This window comes from Bacillus sp. AFS018417, assembly GCF_002560985.1.
In the GTDB taxonomy this organism is placed as follows: domain Bacteria; phylum Bacillota; class Bacilli; order Bacillales; family Bacillaceae_G; genus Bacillus_A; species Bacillus_A rhizoplanae.
This window is the reverse complement of sequence record NZ_NTTM01000005.1, coordinates 13,168-33,918: the sequence shown is the minus strand read 5'-3', so window position 1 is coordinate 33,918 and position 20,751 is coordinate 13,168. Positions and strand designations below refer to the sequence as shown.

The window sequence follows — 20,751 nt, the reverse complement described above, 5'->3', positions numbered from 1 at the left end:
ACCTTGCTAAAGGGGAGATAACAATGGAACTTTGCATAATAAAACAAGATCTTTGTTAGCTGATGGGGCACTAGTTTTACTTGTAAGTGTCAAATATTCCCCACCTATCATTTTTAAATTTTTCTCCATCAATTCTATATTTTATGTTAAAGCTAACAGGCCTTACAGAATTTCCTTCATATACAGGTCTAATATCAACTATAACTTCCCGCTTATCTCTTAAAGCTTTTGCCCAAGCAGATTCCAATTTTTTATAAGCACTTACATTAACATTACCATTCATTGCAACTATATTATCAATAAACGGAGATCCATTAAATTGTGTACCGATTAAATGTCCACCATGGTCCCCTTGAGTACTTAGGAGCTTTAACTCTATCTTCTCCTCCAGCAGCTAATTGATGCTTACTATTACGTTCTCCCATCTCTAACGTTAATTCTCCGGAAGCTCTTTCAATTCTTCCTAGGTCATCCGTCTGATACAGATATCCATTCGTTTCATATTTCACATTCGGTTTCAATTTGAATTCATCTAAAAAGTGAGTACCATCTTTAATTACATCCGCATTAGCCTTACTAGTGTTACCCGTACCCTTTGTTTTAATCTTAAGATAAAAAGCACTTGTTGCCTATAGGAGACAATCAAGTGCTTTAAGTTCATGTATTTTTAAATGGCTTCAAGTTTATAAATTTTATCGGGTTAGAGTGACCGTATGACATCTTTTTTTCTCGTAAATATCAATCATATTTTATCCCCTTTATCACATAATTCGTACAATGTACCATATGTTGATTTTGGATGAATAAAAGCAATTTGCGCGCCTTGTGCACCAGTTCGAGGTAATTCATCAATCATCTGTATTCCATTTTGCTTTATATACTGAATTCTTTGTTTAATCGATTGGACTCCAAATGCTATATGATGAATACCCTCACCACGTTTTTGAATAAATTGTGCAATTGCACTTTTGTTACTTAGTGGCTCTAACAATTCTAGTTTACTTTCTCCTACTACTAAAAAAGCTACTTTTACTTGTTGTGATTGTACTTCTTCTATTCCTAAAAGTTTCAATTTTAATATCTCTGTATAAAATGGCAAAACTGATTCTATAGATTGTACCGCAATTCCGATATGGTCAATTTGCTCAATCACTTAATATCCTCCTTCTAAAATAGCCCATCCGTTTTGTTTTTATTATTATATTTCTCATTAATTTTTTATTCGTCATACAGACTCTTCCTTCTTGAAATCTATGACTTAACTTAGTGATCCCTCCATATGACCATACTAACTTCGGACAAAATTTAAAAATAATAATTATGAAAATTTAACTTAAAATTAATACTTTCTAAATGTTGGATTATTTATAGGCGAGAAACCTAATTCCATTTTTTGTTTATTTGACTTATTAAAAGCTTCTGGGTGCTTCTCTAACATCTCTTTCCAATAAAGGTCTTTATCACTTAAACAATCTTCTGCGTTTGTATTTTTTTGCCCCTTACCAACATAAGGTATCTCAACAATCAACCGCGGATCAGCAATATATTTAGCTTCTATCTTACTTAAATCAGCACCACGATAGGCTCTAATAGGATCGTCAATATCGCCTATCTTCTTAACCACTTCACCCGTACCCTTAACACTCTCTTCCAACTTAGAAATCTTATTATGAATAATCCCTTTCGACTCGTCATGGCTCGCCTTCGCCGCAGCTTCCCAATTCGTGCCACGACGAAGTCCCATGACCCCATCAACGGGTGCTAGAGATTTACCTAATACGAAATCTTTCGCGATATTGAATCCACCTGTTGTACCGTTTACTACCTTAGCAACTCCGCTTTTTATCGCGTGATCCCAGTCATTTATTTTGTCTGCTGTTTTCCAGCCTTTTCTTCTTATGTTCGTACTGATATAAAAAATTTACACTTAGTACACTAATAAAATTATAATACTCTTTTCACTTTTCATGCTAAAACGAAAAAAAGCACTCGTAGTCTATTGTAGACAATCAAGTACCAAGTGAAGTAACCTTAACAAAAAAACAGGCCAATCATAGTAGTATCTGACTATAATCGACCTGTCCAATGTAGCGTTATTACGTTAAATAATGTATACTTTTTCAGTTTTTATGTGCATATATCTCAACTCAACAATCTTCCTACAATTAAAACAAATAGTATATTAGTTATCATAGGATAAAGTATTCCATTTAGTACTAGCTAGCCCTCAAATTATAGATTTCCTGCTAACATTAAAAGGATCTACGTCATTTTCCTCTAACAACTCTTCAAATTTTTCTGTCCCGTATTTTACAAAACATTCATATTCCGACCGGGAAATAAAGAATGCTAACAGAATTTTACCATCTTGATCTTCACTTCCAGTACGTACATCACTATATTCTTCTGGGAAAGCGAATGGTTCAGTAAAGTAAACTGCACTTTTATTGTATTTTTGAACAAATGATTTATCAATACTTTCAATACCACTAATTGCTGTTCCTCGGCCTATTTCTATTCCATTACCTATACAATAAAATAAAGCATTTGCAAGAATATACCCTGTACTATTAAATGCTCCATCAACTACCATTGAAATTTCAACATTATCCCCTACTATTTCTTCATATTTACTGAATCCAAGTGTATTAAAAACTAAACATTCTTCAAATACATTTTCATATTTTAAAATTTGTATACTTGGAAGCTCTTCATTATTCTTAAACACCTCTCGGTCTATTGGATCACCTAAATATTTACTATAATGGTCATAATAAAGTTCTCCGTAATTAATCATTCTTTTACATCTCCTTTATATGTTCCTTCTATTCCCTCAAATTTATGACTTATATTACATTCATGACATTGAACCCTTAGTCGAGCATTATATTCATCCAATACTTCTGCTCGTGTTGGTTTTACTTCACCCGTACCCTTAAAATAAAAAGCACTCGTTGCCTTTCTTAGACAACCAAGTGCTTTAAGTTCATATATTTTCTAAGATTTTAAGTCGCTTTAGGTTTGTACGTACAATCATTTGATACTGATAATATGAAATCTTTTGTATTTCATGGTAAATAGTACGTTTAAACTAACGAACTTGTACAAACTACTTGTATGGTACAGTACCAATAAATTTAATTTCTATATTTTCGGATTCATCTCCACTTTTCACTTCATTGTATTTAAAATCATAGAGTACAATCACAGAATTAATACTGTATGCTAAATTATCACCATTTATTAACTCTTTTATTTTGGGGATAATTAGTTCACTATAAGAAAAATCATTTAAAATATCGTCTACATTATTTTTAGGATCTTCATAAAAACAAATTTCAATATTATCTTCATCATAATAACCAAATTCAAAGTTTATCCCAAACCTTGAGTCTATTGAATCTCCATCTTCCGTATATTCTATATCAACATACTCCTCAAGATTCTCAAACGATTTAGAAACTCCAAACCACACTGAAACCATTCCACTATATTCCATATTATCACTCCTCATTTTTTTAAAGTACCTGGTAACCCTTCTACTCCACCCTTGTATCTATAATGAGACCACATCTGTAACCTTCTTACAAATGTATCATAGTCAAGTGATGTGTCTATTATCTCTAATATCTCATTATGCGCTCGCTTAGAACCCGGTGCACGATGATGTTTTCCTGGTGGATTAATAAACTCAACATCTTTTGTTGGTGTTCTCAATTCTTGAATTTGTTTAGCACTTATACCCCATCTTTTAAAAGTAGGTGCTCTTGCAATCATTAACCATTCATGTAATTTTCCAGGCGATCTCAATCTTGAAGAAATTACTTTTTTCACTTCAGGATTAGCCCACGCTATCTCTAATTCATCTAAAGTTATATTGTCAAACCACTTAATAAACTCACCATCTCTTACACTAGGAATATCTTTTGGACTATAAATATTAGTACGAGATGTAACTTTAACAAAATTATTTTGAATAACTTCCGATTTCCTTTGATTTGGAGTTTGTCTCTTTACTGTAGCTTCACCCGTACCCTATGTTGTAATCTTAAAATAAAAAGCACTTGTTGCCTTTAGTAGACAATGAAGTGCTTTAAATTCATATGTTTTCTAAGTTTTTCAGTCGCTTCAAGTTTTATCACGTTTTATTGATCGTATGACACCTTTTATATGTCATGACAAGTATTACATTAAAACTTACGAGTTTGTACGAGTTCACTAGTTTAATGTCCATTCCATGTCTTTATATTCGTCGCCCAGTAAAATGTCATCTCGCCTAAGTTCGTACTTCTTTTTCTATTCTATCATTGCACACAGTACTCCATGATGGTACAACCATCATGGAGCATGTACTTTTTAACAGCCTATTTTTTTTCATCCATCTTCTGCTTTAAATATTCAGCAATTTCTGTTTGCCCTCTTTCAATAGCAAATGCATAAGCATCCATATCTTTCATGGTGTCACCAGAGTATTTTATAGATATATCTATATTGTTCTCAACTAACAATTTAACAATCTCCAAATGCCCACCGTATATTGCAGCAAACAGAGGATTTCTATCTGGTTCACTAATATCAATCTCTACATTCCGACTAATTAGATATTCAGCAATATCTAAATGTCCTTTTGTAGTCGCTCTTTCAAGAGCATTTGTAGAGAAAGTTCCACCTTGTGCATTAATATCTATTCCAGCATTAATAAGATATTCTACTATCTCTAAATGTCCATGAGCTGCCGCTACATGTAACCACGTACCAAAAGGTGTCATCCATGTTAACATTTCTGGTTCTTTCTCAAGTAAATCTCTTAAAGTATCCAATTGACCACTTTTTATGGCACTTCTAATATCTTTTGCAAATTGAGTCTTATCCATATTAATTTCTCCTTTAACTTCTATTTTCTAGAAGCAGCTTGTTTTCCAAGGTCTTCTAGTATTTCAATAATATCATCTAAATCTGCACCTGCCGCATCAACTGCTTTCAATTGATTTACAACATTCTCTAAAGCTGCAATACTATGTTGTCCGGCAACTCTATTTGGCGCCCAAACTAAATTTTCTTTACCAATTATAGGGTCAATACCATATTTTCTTAATAATTCTTGACCTTCTTGAACGAGTTTTTGTTGAGCCTCACCTAAACCCTTTTTAAATAGAATATGATGTGCATGTGGATCTATCATAGCAGCAGGTGGCTCACCTATAAGTCCTCTAAGATACTTACCAAAATCAAGTTTAATTAATGCTTCATTATATTCTTTAGTAATGCCTAAATCAGACATCTTTTTACTAATCTCAGACAACTCATCTACACTAAAAGTATTATTTTGAATAGCATTTTTAAGCTTATTCATCTTTGTGGCATTGACACTACCAGCCTCGACTATATCATCAAGATAATCGCTTACAGTGTTACCCGTACCCTTAGAACTGGTCTCTTTCACTGAACTGCTAAAAGAAAATTTCTATTTTCAATAAGACTACGTTTTCGAACTGTAATCAATCGTAAATATCTTTTTATCATCTGATCCTTGAATTCAAATAAAAAGTTTTTTAGTAGAAATAAGAAAAAGCTCAATACGACCAAATTAATGGTGTACTGAGCACATTAATCACTTATATAATTACAAAATTTTAAGTTTAGATTAACTCACACAATAATTAACACTAAGTTTATTATTTATCTTTCAAAAATTTTAAATACTTTCCATCTTCTGCACTAAAGCATCTACCTCTGGATTTCTTATTAGCTATCTCTAAATACTCTCTAGCTTTAGAGAAATCCCCTACCTCATAAGCCACCTTGCCAGCCCAGAGTTCTCGTTCACCTGTATCTCCTCTTTCAGGATCTGCGACAAATATTTTATCAACCCATTTTTTCATCCGTTCAACATCACTTAATAAAATAGAGATATCTAAAATACCCCATATTATTAAAAAGCTCTCGTCATAAGTTACTTTATCATTTGGAAGTTCTTCCCATGCTTGCTCCAATAAAAAAACAGACTCTTCTAAATTCCCCTTATCAAACTCTTCATTACTCTTATCCATTAACCCTTGTATATAGGCACCTTTTTCACCTGTTACATAAGCCATTACTATCTACCTCCTAAATCTCATCTTTAATCACTTCAAAATATTTATCATCTTCACTATAAAAAATCGAATATCCTTCAAGAATATATGCCCTTAGCAAATACTCTTTAGATTTATTAACATCTCCTAATTCATACAAACTTTCACCGAGACGTAACATAATAAAAGGGTTTTCTATTCCATCAGGACAATTAATTGCATTAAATAAAAAGTCTTTAGAAGCGCCAAAATCTCTATTCATATAACATGTGTCACCTAATGCTGTGTAAATCCATGTACTTGCTGCCCAATTATATTTAGGTTCTGGAACTAAATATAAGGCTTCCAAGTACATTTTTATTGCATTCTCATATTCAAAACGATCAACTAAGTCATCACCTTGAGAACATATACTTACTATTCTTTCATACAGTTCATCCTGTAATTCCAATATAAACTCCCCCTAATTATCTGGTGGTGAATATGTCTGTCCTAAACTAGCACCTTCAGAACGGTTTTTACTATAGTGTTCCAAATAATAATTATCTGGATCAAGCATCCAATCTCTTACTTCTTTAGACTTTGGTCCATAATTCCGTCCAACTTCATTCCACCAAGTAACTGCATCTGTTTTATGTGCCATATCTGCTTCACTTAACGGACGCCACTTATTGTTACCGTCTAAAAATTCAGTTTTACCACGTACTGTTCGTATTTTTGGTGGATCTTCATTTTTCATTCTCTCTATTACTGCTTTACCAGTCCTGGAGTCTTTGCTAGGTGTACTACCCATATATTCCAAACGTTTAGTGCTGCCACTTGGTTCAGGTAAACCCACTTCTTTGTTACTTGCGTAACCCCCATCAGGTCGGTGCCATCTTCCACTTGCATCTTGATAATAACCTTTAGGAACATCACCCGTACCCTTAACAGCACTCTCTTCCAACTTCGAAATCCGACTCTGAATAATCCCTTTCGACTCTTCATGACTCGCCTTCACCGCAGCTTCCCAATTCGTGCCACGATTTAGTCCCATGACTCCATCAACGGGTGCTAGAGATTTACCTAATACGAAATCTTTCGCGACATTGAATCCACCTGTTGTACCGTCTACCACCTTGGCAACTCCGCTTTTTATCGCGTGATCCCAATCATTTATTTTATCTGCTGTTTTCCAGCCTGTTGTTTTTAAGTTATGTAGCCATATATTTTTACTATTATGCAATGATTGTACCACATGTTTGGTTGTATTTGGATTTAATACTTTGCCTGCATCTTGCATTTTTGATAGTTTCGCCAGGGATGCAGCGCTATCTAATCCTTTAAATCCTTTTACCGCTGTTCCAAGGACTGGGATGGCATCGAGTGCTCCGAATATCCCGTTCTCTGCTCGTTCGGCATCGCTTAACTTTCTGCCGGTTCCCCAATCTTTTCCGTCGTATGCACTCTTGATTTGTAAGCCTCCATATAGTGCTGAGGCTGTTAGTCCGGCTGGCGGGCAAGCAATGGTTAAAATGATAAGTCCGGCTCCTATTGCAAGATCACGCCACGTCTCCAGCTTTTTTTGTTCGTCTTCTCTCGTTTTGTACTCGAATCCACGCATGGATGGGACAAGCTTACGGTATTCGGCGTAATCTAGCTTTGCATCTGGATTTTCTTGTTTTATTTCTTTATACTGTGCGCGGAGAACTTTATCAAACGCTAAGGAGTCTTTGAAAATATCGTCCACTGTTATTTTATCTTTTTTCGTCGTAATCGTTTGTGCCATGCCATAGCCGTGTGCGTTTGGCAGCGTTGTCGTAGAAGTAGAGCCAATGCGATTTTTCGTAGAGTAGTTTCGAATCGATAGATCTCTCATTTTCCCCGCAAATTTGTCCATGTCCTTATAAAAAGGTTCATCAATATGTCTCGATACAGCTTCCCCTGCTTTTTCGCAGTAGTTTCCTAGTGTAATATAGTCGTCAAGCAATCGATTGATTTTTCCTTGCTGACTCGTGTGTTGAAAGTGAATACTTCGGTCGGAGTCTAGAGAACGTATTTTTCCCTCTATATTTTCTAAAAGGTCATTGGCATGTTTTAATTCCATTAGTGCATCTTTTGTGAGTTTGTCGATTCCTTCTTTCATTTCTTGCCAATCACTTGGCTTGTAATGCACATCCATTTCTTTTTTATCCTCCCTTGCCGTATAATGATTAACCGCTGATACCTAAGATTTTTTGTAATTCTTCATCCTTTTTTATCATTTCTTCTAGTGTATAATTCACAACGAGTGCCGCTTGTTTATAGTTGTCTGCGAGTTCCATCGTTTTTCCTAATATATCTTTGTACTGCGCGATGACTTTTGTTGCCTCTCCTTTTTTGTAAAAATCACAGCTTGCGAGACTATCAATATTTTTCGCTACGCCATCAGCATACAGGTTATAAATATTTTGCAGGCGCGTTGCGATATCAACCATTTCTGTGAAATTGACTAAAACTTCTGAGCCGCCACCTCCAGAACTGCCATCCGTCATTTGTGCGTGCATTAGTTTATTCCTCCTAATGATAAACTTTTTGGATCAATAAATTTCTTATATGGCATTTTTAACACATCATATATCTTCTTATTTAAAGCATATAGACTAATCCATTCATATCGTTTCCGTTCTACATCAATTTGGATATAGTCGTCTCCCTCTGTGAAGTACAAGAAACAATCCCATTTTCCTTGTTCTATGAAACTTGTTGTACGCGGTCGACTGAATGTTTCTATTGCTAATATTTCTTTTTGCGACAAATCCATTTCTTCAAATGTTTCCTGTTCTTCCTGCGTCATCTTACTTGTTAAAAACGTAGTATCTTTCTCTCTCGGTTCTCTCATTAAAAATGGAACTCTCTCTAATAACGATAAGTACACATCCCGCTTCGGTATGTAATGGAGTTCATATTTCTCATGTGGCTTTATTTCTGTTAGTACAGCTACTCGGTCTTTGTCATTTGGTAAAAATCCTATGAGCAGGTTATTGAATCGCGTATATTCCTGACTTTCTTGATAAGCTTTCAGTAATTCAATGAGTTGGAATGCAGCCATTGTCAGTCCGCCATCTTCCATAATGAGCCCTTTTTTCCTTAAACTTTCGGTTGCTTTCGTTACACACTCGGCATCATCCATGATGAGTTTTTCACGCTCTGGTAAGCCAAATAAATAAGTAACTCCAGCTGCACCAGCTAATACATATAATTCAGAAGGACTGAAACTCTCTATGATATTTTGCATCGTTTGATCCCTCATTTCTATCAGATTTTACCGAAAGAGTACCCCTACTTCAATTTCGCGAAGGGCGCAGCCCAGAAATAAGTAGCGGGGTGAATTTCGGTTTTTGCTAGGCGAAACACTTGTTCTTATGATATGATATTCCCATGCACAAGTTGTACTTTGAAAACTGAACATACGAAGTTGTAGCAGGTACATATTGGCTCTGCTATGTAAAATGTTCAAGCCTAAAAAGTAGCCGAAGACGTGTTGATGATTCTTAAGAATCTTGCAGTAGGCTCATACGCAGCCCCAAAAGCAAGACTAATGGGATAGAGGGGTTGGGTGTTTTTAGCACACCATTGTGTCAACTCCACTAACGTTAAGCGTTCAGCAATGTTCGATACGTTAGAAACCCCTACTTCAAACGAAGTTAAGTGGGGGAGTATTCATTACAGGTTTTTAATCGTTTGTACTTCACTTGTGTTAGAGAATGTATGAATATGTTTGTCGAGATCTTTCAACGCTTTCGTATGATCTTCAAGTGCGTCTGCCATATCTGCATTTAACTGAATGATCAACTCCAAATAACACAAAAATTCATCTCGTGTTTTTCCTTTCCAGTGAGAGCTTGTCACAGTTGCTTGTAAGTCTTTTGCTTGTTGGAGCGCGTCTTTTACACTATTTTCGATTTGCTGTGCATAGGAAATTGCATTTGCCGCTCCCTCACCAGAAATTTCAATTTCTTTCCCACTCATGTTTAAACCTCCGTTTCTACTAAACTTCCGTTATAATTCGTAGTTTGCATTTATTTTTTCTTTGCCGCAGCTTCCCGTTCTTCTGCCACTGCTTTTGCTTTATACTCTAAATATTTGCTGTATGCTCTACTTTTAGCATGTGTAACGTTATCTAAAGAATGCTGAAAATGAGTCATAAGCGCAGATAAAGTATCATCTTTTTGGTGACGTTTATCCTCAAATTCCCGAGCTGGAATTTTCCCAGCCGGCAAGCCATTACTTTTTGATTCATAACTTCTCTTTGCCGACTCTGCTTTCTCAATACGTTGTCTTACTTGTATTTCCTTAGATTTTAAATATTCATATAACCGGTCATATTCATCACGTTTTCGTTCATTTTCTGTATAACTAATATGAAAGAAGTTACCAACACTATCTAAAAACCTTTCTGACATTTCTAAACCTCCCCATTTCTGTGAATGCAACATGCTAGATTGGTATTTTTTTATCCACAATTCCATTTTCTATTCACAAAATGTTCAATACCGTCATTTTATCAAACCGCTTATACATTTACCATATTTTATGAAAGAAGGAACATAAAAGGATGGCTTCGGTATATGAACCAAAACCATCCTTTTATTAAATATCGTCCATTCAAACAAATTAAGAAGATTGTTATCACAAACGCCAAATCTATATTTCTCCTTCTATTCAAGCCTTCACCTGAAACGCCCCCGATGAACTTACCATATCCGCCACTGCATCCGGAATTTTCTCTGCAATCGACTCCCCAATTTTCAAGCTCGCTGTTGCCGCCGGGGACGGGGCATTGCAAATATGCATGGAGTTCGTGCCTGAAATAATGCAAAAATCATCTACCATATTTCCATTGGACATAATTGCCTGTGCTCTTACACCAGCATGAGTCGGAACGATATCCTTATCCGTGAGCTCTGGTATTAAACGCTGCAAGCTTTTGAGGAATGATTGTTTACTAAAAGAACGAATCATCTCTTTCATGCCTTCTTTCATGTTTGGCATTGCCATTTTCCAAAAGCCGGCATACGTCATTGTTTCCATAAAGTCTTTTAGATCAAAATCTTTTTTTGTATAGCCTTCGCGCTTAAAACTTAATACCGCATTAGGTCCTGCATGTACGTCTCCGTTTATCATTCTTGTAAAATGAACGCCTAAGAACGGAAAATCTGGATTTGGAACTGGGTAAATCAAGTGTTTCACGAGATGACGCTTTTCCGGAACAAGTTCATAATATTCGCCTCGAAACGGTACAATTTTCATATCCGTTAGTAATCCTGTTTTTTTGGCGATTCGGTCACTATGTAATCCGGCACAGTTAATAAGAAACCGCGTTGTAAAAACGCCTTGGTTTGTCTCAATGGTAACGAAATCTTTTTTCTCAAAAATATGTTCCGCTTTCGTATCTAAGTGCACTTCTCCTCCGTTCTCTTGGATGAAATGTGCAAACGCATAACTTACCCCTTTATAATCGGCAATACCGCAAGAAGGAACTCGAATCGCTCCTAGCCCTTTTACATGAGGCTCAATTTCCGCTAATTCTCCTTGATCAATTTTAGAAATCTCCAAACCATTTTGCAGACCTCTCTCGTAAAGGTTCTGTAAAAGAGGAAGTTCTTCCTTTTCTGTAGCTACAATCACCTTTCCGCACATATCATAAGCAATTCCGTTTTCTTTACAAAACTGAACCATTGCTGCATTTCCTTCTTTTGCAAATCTAGCTTTGTAGCTGCCTGGTTTATAGTAAATGCCGGAATGGATAACACCGCTATTATGCCCAGTTTGGTGATGTGCAAGTATGGGCTCTTTTTCAATAACTGCTATTTTGGCATGAGGAAATTTTTTCGTTAAAGCCATCCCAGTTGAAAGCCCAACAATCCCGCCGCCAATAATTATAAAATCATACATCAACCTTCCTCCTTATATCTTATATGTACGTATACCCGTATATCATGAAAGGCAGGTCTTATTTCAAGACCCGCCATACATATTATTATTTGGAAAAGCAGCCGCGTTGGCGCATTAACTCTCTATACAAATCTTTATTTTTCTCAAAAGGAGCTCGCCCGTGCATCCAAAATAGATTATTTAAAAGAACTAAATCACCAACTGGTAATTTTAAGGCATGCGTTGCTGGAGAGTTTTCGACAGAGTGTGATAGTTCTTTCAGATATGTTGCCTGTTCAATATTATCAGGGTAAGCAAATTGATCGATAAAGCAAATACAAGGCGCATTATTTACATCAAAAAATGTTTCACGGTATACGATTTCCTGTGCATTTTTACTTGGCGGTGCTTTGTATGTGACTTTAACAGGTGCTAGTGGATGACTTCGAAACTTATCAAGCTCCTCCCAATCATCTAAATGAAGTAAACGTGATTCTCCGCCTACTGCATTCTTTTCCTCAATTTTCATCATAAGCAGCCAATCTGTCGGTTCATCAACAAATGTTCCATCTGTATGCAGCGTGAATAATCGATACGCTTGGCGAAGATAAGAATCACTGCTGTCTGTATCTTTCACATTAAATCTAGCATAATACGTTCCTGTCATTGCATCAAAGTTAGATGCACCAATTAAGTGGGTTAATGCCGTTGCAAATTTCACATAGTCTTCTGCATCTGTCGTTTCGCCTTGTACACCAATTGTAAATCCGCCCGTTTCACGGTCATGAATAATCCCTCGAACATTCTCCATAAAGGATGCACCAAAGATTTTTTTCATTTGATCAGCAAGGATAAAGCGAGAATAAGGAATATATTGCAATGATTGCTCAGAATGTTCTTTTACCTCTTCGAAAAATTGTTGAAGCAATTGCTGATTTAATACAATATGATACAAGCGTTTATGTTCTGGATGAGGCACAATTTCATATCCCTCATACTTCTTTGCAAATTTCATCTTTACTTCTTGTTCCGTAATCATCGACATCTTCCTCCTTAGTTCAAATAAACCAAAAAGCCAGTCATACGCATCCACAATAATAAATTGTAGAAACGTACAACTGGCTTAAAATTACGAGTGTTCTTTAATCTCTTAAAGTACAATAATAATAGACAGTTTTTTTATTAAAATATGTGCAAAACAGAAAATGAAGATCGGATTTAGAGAAGGCTAATTTCTCGTATGGATCTTATCACTTTATAGTTAAATATTAATTCATAATTTTCTGACTGTCAATGTATTTATATCATTTATTTTCAATTTGTATATTTGTGTAGTGATATTGAACTATCCCCACCTAGCGCTTCGCGCTTGAGGTGGGGGTCTTCTCGCCAGATATGATAAATCAAAAACTTTTTATTTAAGTGTATACATTTATTATTACTTATTCGTTATATAAGTATAGGGAGGATAAATGATGAAAAAAGAAAATGTACTAGCCTCCTATCTTATCAATTTAGGAGAGGAAGTATTCAATTTATTGCTAGCGAAAGGAGCCAAAAAAGAAGATGCGGAAGATATAATTCAAAACACTTTTTACAAAGTGTATACACTGTTGGATAGTCTAACAGAGGACAATATACGTCCGTGGTTTTTTAGAGTAGCACTTAATGAATATATTGACTTGAAAAGAAAAAAGGAGCAGCAGAACATCTACTTAACCGAGAAAATTTACTCAAAGCTACAATATACAGACCGCGAATTTGATGCCATTTTAAATAAGGATGAGATTTTCTATTTATTAAAAGACATCAAAAAAGAATACACAGAAGCTTTCTTTTTAAAGTATTACTATGATTTTTCATATGAAGAAATTGCAACTATTTTGGACATTAAAGTAAACAGTGTAAAGCAAAATTTATATCGTGCACGTAAATTTATTCACTCAAAAATAGGAGGAACACATTAATGGACACTTCGTTAAAAGGTGCTTTAAAAAAAGCGAAACGAAAACAATTACTAAAAATCGTCATTACTTCAATTATCGTTGCACTTATTCTATTACTGATCCTTTACAAAACTGGAAATTACTTCGCAGCGAAAAGTTCTACGAGACTTCACGAACAACTCTTTTTACATAATGAAATTGCCGAACCTAATATTCAAATCAACTCTCAAGTTACGAGTAATACCTCCATGTTTGGTGGCAACATTGTAACGAATCGTTCTAAAAATATTAATGGCTATTTAGTACAATGGAGCACACTCACAAGTTCGTATGATTGGTTTCGCATTAATATTGATCACAACGAGTTAATACCGGGATTTTATTGGTCTGATACGGAGTTCTATGAATATGACAAACAAACAAAGAAGAAAGTCGCTACATTTTATCATCCGTCTATTAAAAAGTACTATGATGGTGTACAAAATGAACTAGGGGAAATTTCACAAATGGAAAATCACGTTGCAGAAGTTGCGATTTCTTTCGATCAGCCTTATACATTTCAAGAAATTCAAGAAAAAATTCCCGATAATTTAAACATCGTATGGTTGTATATGACATCACCAATTGTAGATGAAAGTAAGGGACCCGCTGGTACGTCGATTTATGGATTTGGCCCATCTGATTCACCGAAAGAGGCATACAATAGCTTTATTGATGCACTTAAAAAATATGATGCAAGTGGTGATGACGAAACAATCCAGAAGTTTTTAAATTCAAATAAAAATAAACAGTTTGATGAAATAAAAATTTTAGGGGTAATGCTGACTGGTCAAACCCAAAACTTTAAAGCTTTAGAAAATCAAGATTTTATTCGTGGTGCCTCTGTAGGAGCTACTGCACAAATCGTCCCTTATATTAAACCAGAGAAATAATAAGCAAGAGACCAGATGAACATTTGGTCTCTCTTTTTTGTTAATCTGCCCTTTGGTTAACTTAACTAATATCGAAATATTTCTATCTTTATTCATAGAAGACAAAAAGAAAATGCGGTGTAAAATTCCAATTCTATACCGCATTTTTAAATAACTTTATTATTTGTGAACAATATTCGTGTACTTTGCTTGATCTCGACCACACACTTTACACATTTTACACGATTTCGCTGCACTACTTTCCACGCACCCTCTTTTTGGCTTTACCTGCTCCTTTACACCTTGAACTTCACTTGATTTTGACATATTTCTGCCTCCTTATTGTATATAAAATGAAAGAGCCAGTTATATTCCGCGCATCAAATAAGCAGAAATACAACTGGCTCTCGTTTACGAACGCTCTTTAAACAGTAAAGTGCAATAAACTCGACAGTTTCATAATTTAATTTGAAATCAAAAAGCTATTTTACCCGCACTAACGGGCAGTAAGATCCTCACTGATGGAAGTTTCACTTTATAGGACCTATTTCCTCATAGTCCTCCTCAGGTGTTTCGCCGTTTACGTAACTTGTATATTGGCGGTACAAATCTTTTAAAGCGCTAATAATCGCATTTTGCGCTTTTCCTTGATAATGGTAAGAGATTTCTTGAATGATGTCTTCAATGCCATCTCGTAAACTATATCCTCTTAAAATTTGAGAAATAAAGTCTCTCCCGTGTCCTGTAGCAAGGGTACATGACGATTCGATAATTACATGATATTTGTGATCTGCCTCTATTGTAATCGTTAGTGTTTCATAGACGCTGCGTACAGCCATCCCTTTCGGAAGCCTTGCATGTCCTGCCATGAAAAAAGTACCTTTACGCATGTTCATCCCCCATTATTGTGCATCAGTTTATATTATCCCGCGTTAACGGGCAGTAAGATCCCCCAGAAGAGAAAAAGATAGACGGGGGATAACTGCCCGTAAAAGCCCGATTGGTTCAACTAACCATCAGTGAAACCCCCACTGATGGAAGTTTCACTTTATAATTATACTTGATCTACATACACTGTTTTTAACCTTGTATAAAATTCTGCAGCTGCTTTCCCTTGTTCGCGTGGTCCGGCACTAGAATTTTTCATTCCTCCAAACGGAACTTGCGGCTCTGCTCCTGCTGTTTCGGAGTTTACATGAACCATTCCAACTTCCATATCATCAATAAATTGCTGCGCAAGACTTAGATTATTTGTACAAATGGATGCGCTAAGCCCATACTCCGTATCGTTAGCTAGGTGAACTGCTTCTTGATAATTGCTCACCTTAAACAAACAAATAACCGGGCCGAAAATTTCTTCTTTCGCAATGCGCGCATCGTGAGGTACATCTTCAAAAATAGTAGGTAAAATATAAAACCCGTGTTTTAACTCATCTTCTGTTGGTACGCTTCCCCCGCAAATTAAGGAAGCCTCTTTCTTACCTGCTTCAATCATCGATAAAACAGTTTGCTGCTGATTCTCGGATACACATGGGCCCATAAACGTATTATTTTCTAATGGATTTCCAACTTTAAGAGCCTCTGTACGTAACACGAGTGCATTACGAAATTCCTCATAAATTTCCTCTTCAATTATAATTCTACTTGTTGCAGTACATTTTTGTCCTGTTGACATAAATGCACCTCTTATCGCAATCTCTACTGCTTTACTAATATCAGCATCTTTTAATACAACTAATGGATTTTTCCCGCCCATTTCTAATTGTACTTTTTTGCCGTTCGCAACAGCAGTTTGCTGAATTGTTTTTCCGACGCCATTAGAACCAGTAAAGGATATTGCTTTTATATCAGGATTTTCTGTTAATTCCGATCCAACTACTGAACCTTTCCCAAATACACAATTGATAACGCCAGCAGGAATTCCCGCCTCGTGAAAAGCATTCACGAGGTGAAATACTGATTTTGGTGTAATTTCTGCAGGCTTAATGACAACAGTATTTCCGTAAATCAGTGCCGGTGCCATTTTCCATACTGGAATCGCAATCGGGAAATTCCACGGCGTAATTAATCCTACTGGTCCAACCGCTACTCGTTTGCTGTAGAGCATCGTTTTCGGATTGGCCGAAGGAATGATTTCTCCCACAGGCTGATTCGCTTCTCCTGCATAATATTCAAGAATACTAATCGCCCGCTTCGTCTCTCCTATTCCTTCAGCGAGTGTTTTTCCTTCTTCACTCGTTAAATCATGACCGATTTCAGTCACTCGTTCTTTTAAAATAGCTGCCGCTTTCCATAAATAACTTGCCCGCTCTTGAAACGATAAACCTTGCCAATTTTGAAAGGCTTCTTTCGCAGATGCAATCGCTGCTTGTGTATCTTCTGCTGAACTTAATGGAAATTCTCCTAATACTTCCCCATTATGCGGATTATAGTTTTTAGAATATTGATTAGTAGATGGCTCTTTCCACTGACCATTTATATAATTAAAAAACTTCATTGTACTACCTCCAACTGGAAAAATAATTGCTTCTTCTTATTTGGATACCTTAGCAATTACTGCTTCAAGAATAGCAAGTCCTTCTTCAAGCTGTTCATCAGTTATGACAAGCGGCGGTAAGAAACGAAGTACACTGCTATAAATACCAGCACTTATTGTAATTAAACCTTTGTTATGTGTTTCCTGCATAATTGCTTTCACTTCTTCTGTTGCCGGCTCTTTCGTATTTCGATCCTTTACAAGTTCCATAGCTGTCATCGCACCAAGGCCTCTTACATCGCCAATTAATTCATATTTATCCTTCCAGCTATTGAACACTTCCATCATACGATCACCGATTTCACGAGCACGTTGTACTAAGTTTTCTTCTTCAATTACCTCTAAAACAGCTAGGCCAGCCGCACAAGCAACCGGGCTTCCTGAAAAAGTCCCGCCAAGTTGTCCTGGGCCAGGTGCATCCATTAATTCAGCTCTTCCTGTCACTGCGCTAAGCGGCATACCTGCTGCGATGGATTTTGAAAATGTCATTAAATCAGGTGCTACACCGAAATGATCCATTGCGAACAAGTTTCCTGTACGAGCAAAGCCTGTTTGAATTTCATCTGCAATCATGACAATTCCATATTTATCACAAAGATCTCTTACTCCTTGCATAAACGTAGCACTTGGGACAATAAATCCACCTTCACCTTGAAGCGGTTCCAAAATAATTGCGGCAATATTATCACTTGCTACTTCCTCTAACATAAAACGTTCGAAATAATCTAAAATTTGTTGATCTACTTCTTCTGTCGTCATCCCGTCTTCTGCGCGGTAATAATACGGATAAGGCAGCTTGTACACATCCGGTGCAAACGGACCAAATCCATGTTTATAAGGTTTTACCTTACTTGTAAGAGACATTGTCATAAGCGTACGTCCGTGATACGCACGTTCAAATGAAACGATGGCACTGCGCCCAGTCGCTTTTCTAGCAATCTTCACAGCATTTTCTACAGCTTCAGCTCCGCTGTTTGCAAACATTGTTTTTTTCTTAAAATCTCCTGGCGTTAATTCATTCAGTCTTTCAGCTAACGCAATATAGCTTTCATACGGCGCTACATGAAAACAGCTATGAATAGAAGATTCTACTTGCTCTTGAATTGCTTTTACTACCTTCGGATGACAATGGCCTACATTTTGCATCCCAATCCCGCCTGCAAAATCGATTAATTCGTTACCATCTATATCAGTAATAATAGCTCCTTTCGCAGATTGAACATATAAATTGGTAATATTATATGGACCTGCAGGCACCGCATTTTTTCTTCTCTCGTTTAAAATATCAGATTTTGTAGTTACAATATTTTCTTTTAACATTGAACTTACCCCTTTTTTCGTTTTTTTTGCGTTACATACGACCTAGTCCTTCTCTAAACCGATCCCCGAACCTTTTAAAATTGGAAATCCTGCCTTATCATCCTTGATAGGCGTATTTCTAACTCTTAGAAAATAGGATGCTATCACTATAGCAGTAGCTAACATCGTCATATAAAATTGCATGCGCATATCGGCTATAAATGCTTGCGAAACAAATATCGTAACAATCATAAGAAGCGTTGCGTACGTGAGATAAGGGAATAACCACATTTTCACCTTTAGTTTTCCTGGGTTTTCTCTTTCCGCCTCTCTTCTTAATCGAATATGAGAAACCGCAACAAACATATACATAAGCATTGTAACGCCGCCTGAGCTATTTGCTAAGAAAGCAAATAGTTTATCAGGAGATATAAACTTCAGCATAGCGCAAACAAATGCAAATAATACACTTGCAAATATTGCCCAAATTGGTGCACCTCTACTGTTTAATTTTGAAAAAGCAATAGGAGCATCTCCCTTTTTCGCAAGCGAAAATAACATGCGAGAACTCGTGTATAATCCTGAATTTAAAACAGAAAGCAAAGATAAGAACACAACCCCGTTCATAATTTCAGCAGCAGCAGGGACTCCTGCCATACGAAATAAACTTGCATAAGGAAGCTTCAATGCTGACGCATCGTTCCACGGAATGAAAATGACCAAAATTGTTACAGACCCTACAAAGAAAAGCATAAGACGCCATACAACAGTATTAATTGCTTTTATAACATTTTTCTCTGGATTTTCAGATTCTCCCGCCGCGATAGCAGCTACCTCACTCCCCGATAAAGAGAAGGAAATAAATACAACACTCAGCAGTACAGGAACAATCCCTTTTGGAAAAAAGCCCCCGTTTTCAGAGATTGTAGAAAAATCAGGCCTGTCCACACCAGGGACAATTCCAAAAATCATAGCAATTCCTAAACCTAAAAATACAAGAATCGCTGCAACTTTAATAAAAGCTAACCAATATTCAAACTCTCCATATAGCTTTACAGAATACATATTCGTAATCGTCATCAAAATAATCATGGAAAGACTAGCTATCCATGCTGGTATGGAAGGGAACCAATTGTTGACCATCGCCCCTAACAATACCGCTTCAATTGCGATAATAATGACCCAGTTAAACCAGTATAACCAACCGATTGTGTACCCTGCCCAAGGTCCAATTGCCTTATGAGCATATGTTGCAAAAGAACCACTATCAGGATTTACCGCAGCCATCTCTCCTAACATCCGCATCACGAGTACAACCATTAAAGCACCAATAATATAAGACAAAATTGCTGCTGGACCTGTTGATTGAATAATCGTTCCGCTCCCTACAAATAATCCTGCTCCAATAACCCCACCAATTGAAATCATTGTTATATGCCTGGTTTTTAAGTCTTTTTGCAGTTCATTTTTTTCTTTAACCAAAAAGATCACCAACCTATAAGTATTTATTTTCACAAATCCTTCTAGCATACATAAGATTGAAACATTGCCCGTCATTGATAACGCTTTCTAAAACCCGTCCTATAAATCGTTCTTCTGATAAGCATATGTAACGCTCATCCTTTTCTTATTTATAGAAAAAATAAAAAGAGCCAGAAAAACAATGTAAAGAGTCACATTGGATTTTACTGTCTCTATCCCTATGGCTCGTCTTCCTGCTAAGGAAGTTCAAGTGGAAAGAAGCCAATTCATTTCTATTCAATTCATCGTAACAATATCCGGGCTTGCAGGGAGGCTAATCACTGTCATCCGTTAATAGACTAATAATAATACAAATAAACTGAATATTCAACATTTATTTTAAATTCAGCAAAATTAACATAAACCGCCTTGTTTGAATACATTATCGTACAATCATAAAGGTGGGATAATATGGAACGAGAACAGTATAGACAAATGGAGGAAAAAGATTTGCCTCTTGTAGAACCGAAAGCATATGAAAATGTAAAGCAAATTGTTATTGTCGGTATTCCAACTTTCATTGGATTATCAATTTACGGCATAGTAGTAACTCTTTTGCAATGAAGTAA

At 36.2% G+C, this 20,751-nt stretch carries 27 protein-coding genes; 3 read left to right on the top strand and 24 right to left on the bottom strand.

The window, feature by feature from the left end; genetic code table 11:
- Window positions 1-76: 76 nt before the first annotated feature.
- The 19 genes from CN326_RS24935 to glaH all read right to left on the bottom strand — a co-directional run bounded on the left by CN326_RS24935 (window position 77) and on the right by glaH (window position 13,014).
- Complete coding sequence (locus CN326_RS24935; RefSeq protein ID WP_255258093.1) at window positions 77-301, bottom strand: DNA/RNA non-specific endonuclease; 225 nt, start codon at window positions 299-301, stop codon at window positions 77-79.
- Window positions 302-314: 13 nt separating this feature from the next.
- Complete coding sequence (locus tag CN326_RS24930; protein WP_255258087.1) at window positions 315-521, bottom strand: DNA/RNA non-specific endonuclease; 207 nt, start codon at window positions 519-521, stop codon at window positions 315-317.
- 221 nt (window positions 522-742) lie between these two features.
- Complete coding sequence (gene mce, locus CN326_RS03695; RefSeq protein ID WP_098306346.1) at window positions 743-1,153, bottom strand: methylmalonyl-CoA epimerase; 411 nt, start codon at window positions 1,151-1,153, stop codon at window positions 743-745.
- A gap of 186 nt (window positions 1,154-1,339) precedes the next feature.
- On the bottom strand, window positions 1,340-1,795 hold the full coding sequence (locus tag CN326_RS03690) for a hypothetical protein (protein ID WP_255258092.1): 456 nt from the start codon (window positions 1,793-1,795) through the stop codon (window positions 1,340-1,342).
- A gap of 432 nt (window positions 1,796-2,227) precedes the next feature.
- On the bottom strand, window positions 2,228-2,797 hold the full coding sequence (locus tag CN326_RS03685) for a suppressor of fused domain protein (RefSeq protein ID WP_098306342.1): 570 nt from the start codon (window positions 2,795-2,797) through the stop codon (window positions 2,228-2,230).
- Complete coding sequence (locus CN326_RS25520) at window positions 2,794-2,994, bottom strand: GH-E family nuclease (RefSeq protein WP_483295628.1); 201 nt, start codon at window positions 2,992-2,994, stop codon at window positions 2,794-2,796. Before CN326_RS25520 ends, CN326_RS03685 begins: the two co-directional genes overlap by 4 nt.
- Window positions 2,995-3,109: 115 nt before the next feature.
- Window positions 3,110-3,499, bottom strand: a complete 390-nt coding sequence (locus tag CN326_RS03675; protein WP_098306340.1) for an immunity 22 family protein — start codon at window positions 3,497-3,499, stop codon at window positions 3,110-3,112.
- Between the two features lie 11 nt (window positions 3,500-3,510).
- Window positions 3,511-3,834, bottom strand: coding sequence for a hypothetical protein (locus CN326_RS03670; protein ID WP_141524959.1), 324 nt, complete (start codon window positions 3,832-3,834; stop codon window positions 3,511-3,513).
- Between the two features lie 530 nt (window positions 3,835-4,364).
- Window positions 4,365-4,874, bottom strand: a complete 510-nt coding sequence (locus tag CN326_RS03665; protein ID WP_098306335.1) for an ankyrin repeat domain-containing protein — start codon at window positions 4,872-4,874, stop codon at window positions 4,365-4,367.
- Window positions 4,875-4,894: 20 nt separating this feature from the next.
- A complete protein-coding gene (locus CN326_RS03660; RefSeq protein WP_255258086.1) occupies window positions 4,895-5,443 on the bottom strand; it encodes an AHH domain-containing protein in 549 nt (182 codons plus the stop codon).
- A 232-nt stretch (window positions 5,444-5,675) separates the two neighbouring features.
- Window positions 5,676-6,095: a hypothetical protein gene (locus tag CN326_RS03655; RefSeq protein WP_097837230.1), complete on the bottom strand. Its 420-nt coding sequence runs from the start codon at window positions 6,093-6,095 to the stop codon at window positions 5,676-5,678.
- Between the two features lie 13 nt (window positions 6,096-6,108).
- Window positions 6,109-6,525 carry a tetratricopeptide repeat protein gene (locus CN326_RS03650; RefSeq protein WP_098306333.1) on the bottom strand — a complete coding sequence of 139 codons (417 nt, stop codon included), beginning with the start codon at window positions 6,523-6,525 and terminating at the stop codon, window positions 6,109-6,111.
- A gap of 12 nt (window positions 6,526-6,537) precedes the next feature.
- Window positions 6,538-8,235 carry a GH-E family nuclease gene (locus CN326_RS03645; RefSeq protein ID WP_098306332.1) on the bottom strand — a complete coding sequence of 566 codons (1,698 nt, stop codon included), beginning with the start codon at window positions 8,233-8,235 and terminating at the stop codon, window positions 6,538-6,540.
- A gap of 31 nt (window positions 8,236-8,266) precedes the next feature.
- Window positions 8,267-8,599, bottom strand: a complete 333-nt coding sequence (locus CN326_RS03640; protein WP_098306330.1) for a hypothetical protein — start codon at window positions 8,597-8,599, stop codon at window positions 8,267-8,269.
- Complete coding sequence (locus CN326_RS03635) at window positions 8,599-9,330, bottom strand: DUF5081 family protein (RefSeq protein WP_098306328.1); 732 nt, start codon at window positions 9,328-9,330, stop codon at window positions 8,599-8,601. The genes CN326_RS03640 and CN326_RS03635 overlap by 1 nt, the downstream gene beginning before the upstream one ends.
- 428 nt (window positions 9,331-9,758) lie before the next feature.
- Window positions 9,759-10,064: a WXG100 family type VII secretion target gene (locus CN326_RS03630; RefSeq protein ID WP_098306326.1), complete on the bottom strand. Its 306-nt coding sequence runs from the start codon at window positions 10,062-10,064 to the stop codon at window positions 9,759-9,761.
- 50 nt (window positions 10,065-10,114) lie between these two features.
- Entirely contained in the window at window positions 10,115-10,498 is a 384-nt protein-coding gene (locus tag CN326_RS03625) for a hypothetical protein (RefSeq protein ID WP_098306324.1), read from the bottom strand.
- Between the two features lie 259 nt (window positions 10,499-10,757).
- On the bottom strand, window positions 10,758-11,990 hold the full coding sequence (gene lhgO / locus CN326_RS03620) for an L-2-hydroxyglutarate oxidase (RefSeq protein WP_098306322.1): 1,233 nt from the start codon (window positions 11,988-11,990) through the stop codon (window positions 10,758-10,760).
- Between the two features lie 85 nt (window positions 11,991-12,075).
- Entirely contained in the window at window positions 12,076-13,014 is a 939-nt protein-coding gene (gene glaH / locus CN326_RS03615) for a glutarate dioxygenase GlaH (protein ID WP_098306320.1), read from the bottom strand.
- A gap of 430 nt (window positions 13,015-13,444) precedes the next feature.
- On the opposite strand from glaH, the gene CN326_RS03610 reads away from it, so the two are divergent.
- Complete coding sequence (locus CN326_RS03610; protein ID WP_098306318.1) at window positions 13,445-13,936, top strand: RNA polymerase sigma factor; 492 nt, start codon at window positions 13,445-13,447, stop codon at window positions 13,934-13,936.
- Window positions 13,936-14,847, top strand: coding sequence for a sigma factor regulator N-terminal domain-containing protein (locus CN326_RS03605; RefSeq protein ID WP_098306316.1), 912 nt, complete (start codon window positions 13,936-13,938; stop codon window positions 14,845-14,847). The genes CN326_RS03610 and CN326_RS03605 overlap by 1 nt, the downstream gene beginning before the upstream one ends.
- A gap of 159 nt (window positions 14,848-15,006) precedes the next feature.
- Here the strand turns inward: CN326_RS03605 and CN326_RS24495 are convergent, their stop codons facing one another.
- From CN326_RS24495 to CN326_RS03585, 5 genes are all read right to left on the bottom strand, one after another.
- Window positions 15,007-15,153 carry a hypothetical protein gene (locus CN326_RS24495; RefSeq protein ID WP_176524525.1) on the bottom strand — a complete coding sequence of 49 codons (147 nt, stop codon included), beginning with the start codon at window positions 15,151-15,153 and terminating at the stop codon, window positions 15,007-15,009.
- Between the two features lie 203 nt (window positions 15,154-15,356).
- Window positions 15,357-15,716 (bottom strand): DUF3870 domain-containing protein, encoded by a 360-nt coding sequence (locus CN326_RS03600; RefSeq protein ID WP_098306314.1) that lies wholly within the window; start codon window positions 15,714-15,716, stop codon window positions 15,357-15,359.
- Between the two features lie 164 nt (window positions 15,717-15,880).
- Window positions 15,881-17,323: an aldehyde dehydrogenase family protein gene (locus CN326_RS03595; protein ID WP_098306312.1), complete on the bottom strand. Its 1,443-nt coding sequence runs from the start codon at window positions 17,321-17,323 to the stop codon at window positions 15,881-15,883.
- Between the two features lie 36 nt (window positions 17,324-17,359).
- Window positions 17,360-18,682, bottom strand: a complete 1,323-nt coding sequence (gene gabT / locus CN326_RS03590) for a 4-aminobutyrate--2-oxoglutarate transaminase (RefSeq protein ID WP_098306310.1) — start codon at window positions 18,680-18,682, stop codon at window positions 17,360-17,362.
- Between the two features lie 42 nt (window positions 18,683-18,724).
- Window positions 18,725-20,191, bottom strand: a complete 1,467-nt coding sequence (locus tag CN326_RS03585; RefSeq protein WP_483295627.1) for an amino acid permease — start codon at window positions 20,189-20,191, stop codon at window positions 18,725-18,727.
- Window positions 20,192-20,593: 402 nt separating this feature from the next.
- Here CN326_RS03585 and CN326_RS24490 point away from each other — a divergent pair, with 402 nt between their 5' ends.
- The gene (locus tag CN326_RS24490) at window positions 20,594-20,746 is read left to right on the top strand and encodes a hypothetical protein (protein WP_176524524.1); all 153 of its coding nucleotides are present in this window, start codon (window positions 20,594-20,596) and stop codon (window positions 20,744-20,746) included.
- Window positions 20,747-20,751 lie beyond the last annotated feature (5 nt).

Coding starts and splice junctions, on each gene's coding strand:
- CN326_RS03685 (WP_098306342.1), bottom strand. CDS start 2,797: ATGATTAATTACGGAGAACTTTATTATGACCATTATAGTAAATATTTA.
- CN326_RS03675 (WP_098306340.1), bottom strand. CDS start 3,499: ATGGAATATAGTGGAATGGTTTCAGTGTGGTTTGGAGTTTCTAAATCG.
- CN326_RS03665 (WP_098306335.1), bottom strand. CDS start 4,874: ATGGATAAGACTCAATTTGCAAAAGATATTAGAAGTGCCATAAAAAGT.
- CN326_RS03655 (WP_097837230.1), bottom strand. CDS start 6,095: ATGGCTTATGTAACAGGTGAAAAAGGTGCCTATATACAAGGGTTAATG.
- CN326_RS03645 (WP_098306332.1), bottom strand. CDS start 8,235: ATGGATGTGCATTACAAGCCAAGTGATTGGCAAGAAATGAAAGAAGGA.
- CN326_RS03640 (WP_098306330.1), bottom strand. CDS start 8,599: ATGCACGCACAAATGACGGATGGCAGTTCTGGAGGTGGCGGCTCAGAA.
- CN326_RS03635 (WP_098306328.1), bottom strand. CDS start 9,330: ATGCAAAATATCATAGAGAGTTTCAGTCCTTCTGAATTATATGTATTA.
- CN326_RS03630 (WP_098306326.1), bottom strand. CDS start 10,064: ATGAGTGGGAAAGAAATTGAAATTTCTGGTGAGGGAGCGGCAAATGCA.
- CN326_RS03625 (WP_098306324.1), bottom strand. CDS start 10,498: ATGTCAGAAAGGTTTTTAGATAGTGTTGGTAACTTCTTTCATATTAGT.
- lhgO (WP_098306322.1), bottom strand. CDS start 11,990: ATGTATGATTTTATAATTATTGGCGGCGGGATTGTTGGGCTTTCAACT.
- glaH (WP_098306320.1), bottom strand. CDS start 13,014: ATGTCGATGATTACGGAACAAGAAGTAAAGATGAAATTTGCAAAGAAG.
- CN326_RS03610 (WP_098306318.1), top strand. CDS start 13,445: ATGAAAAAAGAAAATGTACTAGCCTCCTATCTTATCAATTTAGGAGAG.
- CN326_RS03605 (WP_098306316.1), top strand. CDS start 13,936: ATGGACACTTCGTTAAAAGGTGCTTTAAAAAAAGCGAAACGAAAACAA.
- CN326_RS24495 (WP_176524525.1), bottom strand. CDS start 15,153: ATGTCAAAATCAAGTGAAGTTCAAGGTGTAAAGGAGCAGGTAAAGCCA.
- CN326_RS03600 (WP_098306314.1), bottom strand. CDS start 15,716: ATGCGTAAAGGTACTTTTTTCATGGCAGGACATGCAAGGCTTCCGAAA.
- CN326_RS03595 (WP_098306312.1), bottom strand. CDS start 17,323: ATGAAGTTTTTTAATTATATAAATGGTCAGTGGAAAGAGCCATCTACT.
- gabT (WP_098306310.1), bottom strand. CDS start 18,682: ATGTTAAAAGAAAATATTGTAACTACAAAATCTGATATTTTAAACGAG.
- CN326_RS03585 (WP_483295627.1), bottom strand. CDS start 20,191: ATGCTAGAAGGATTTGTGAAAATAAATACTTATAGGTTGGTGATCTTT.
- CN326_RS24490 (WP_176524524.1), top strand. CDS start 20,594: ATGGAACGAGAACAGTATAGACAAATGGAGGAAAAAGATTTGCCTCTT.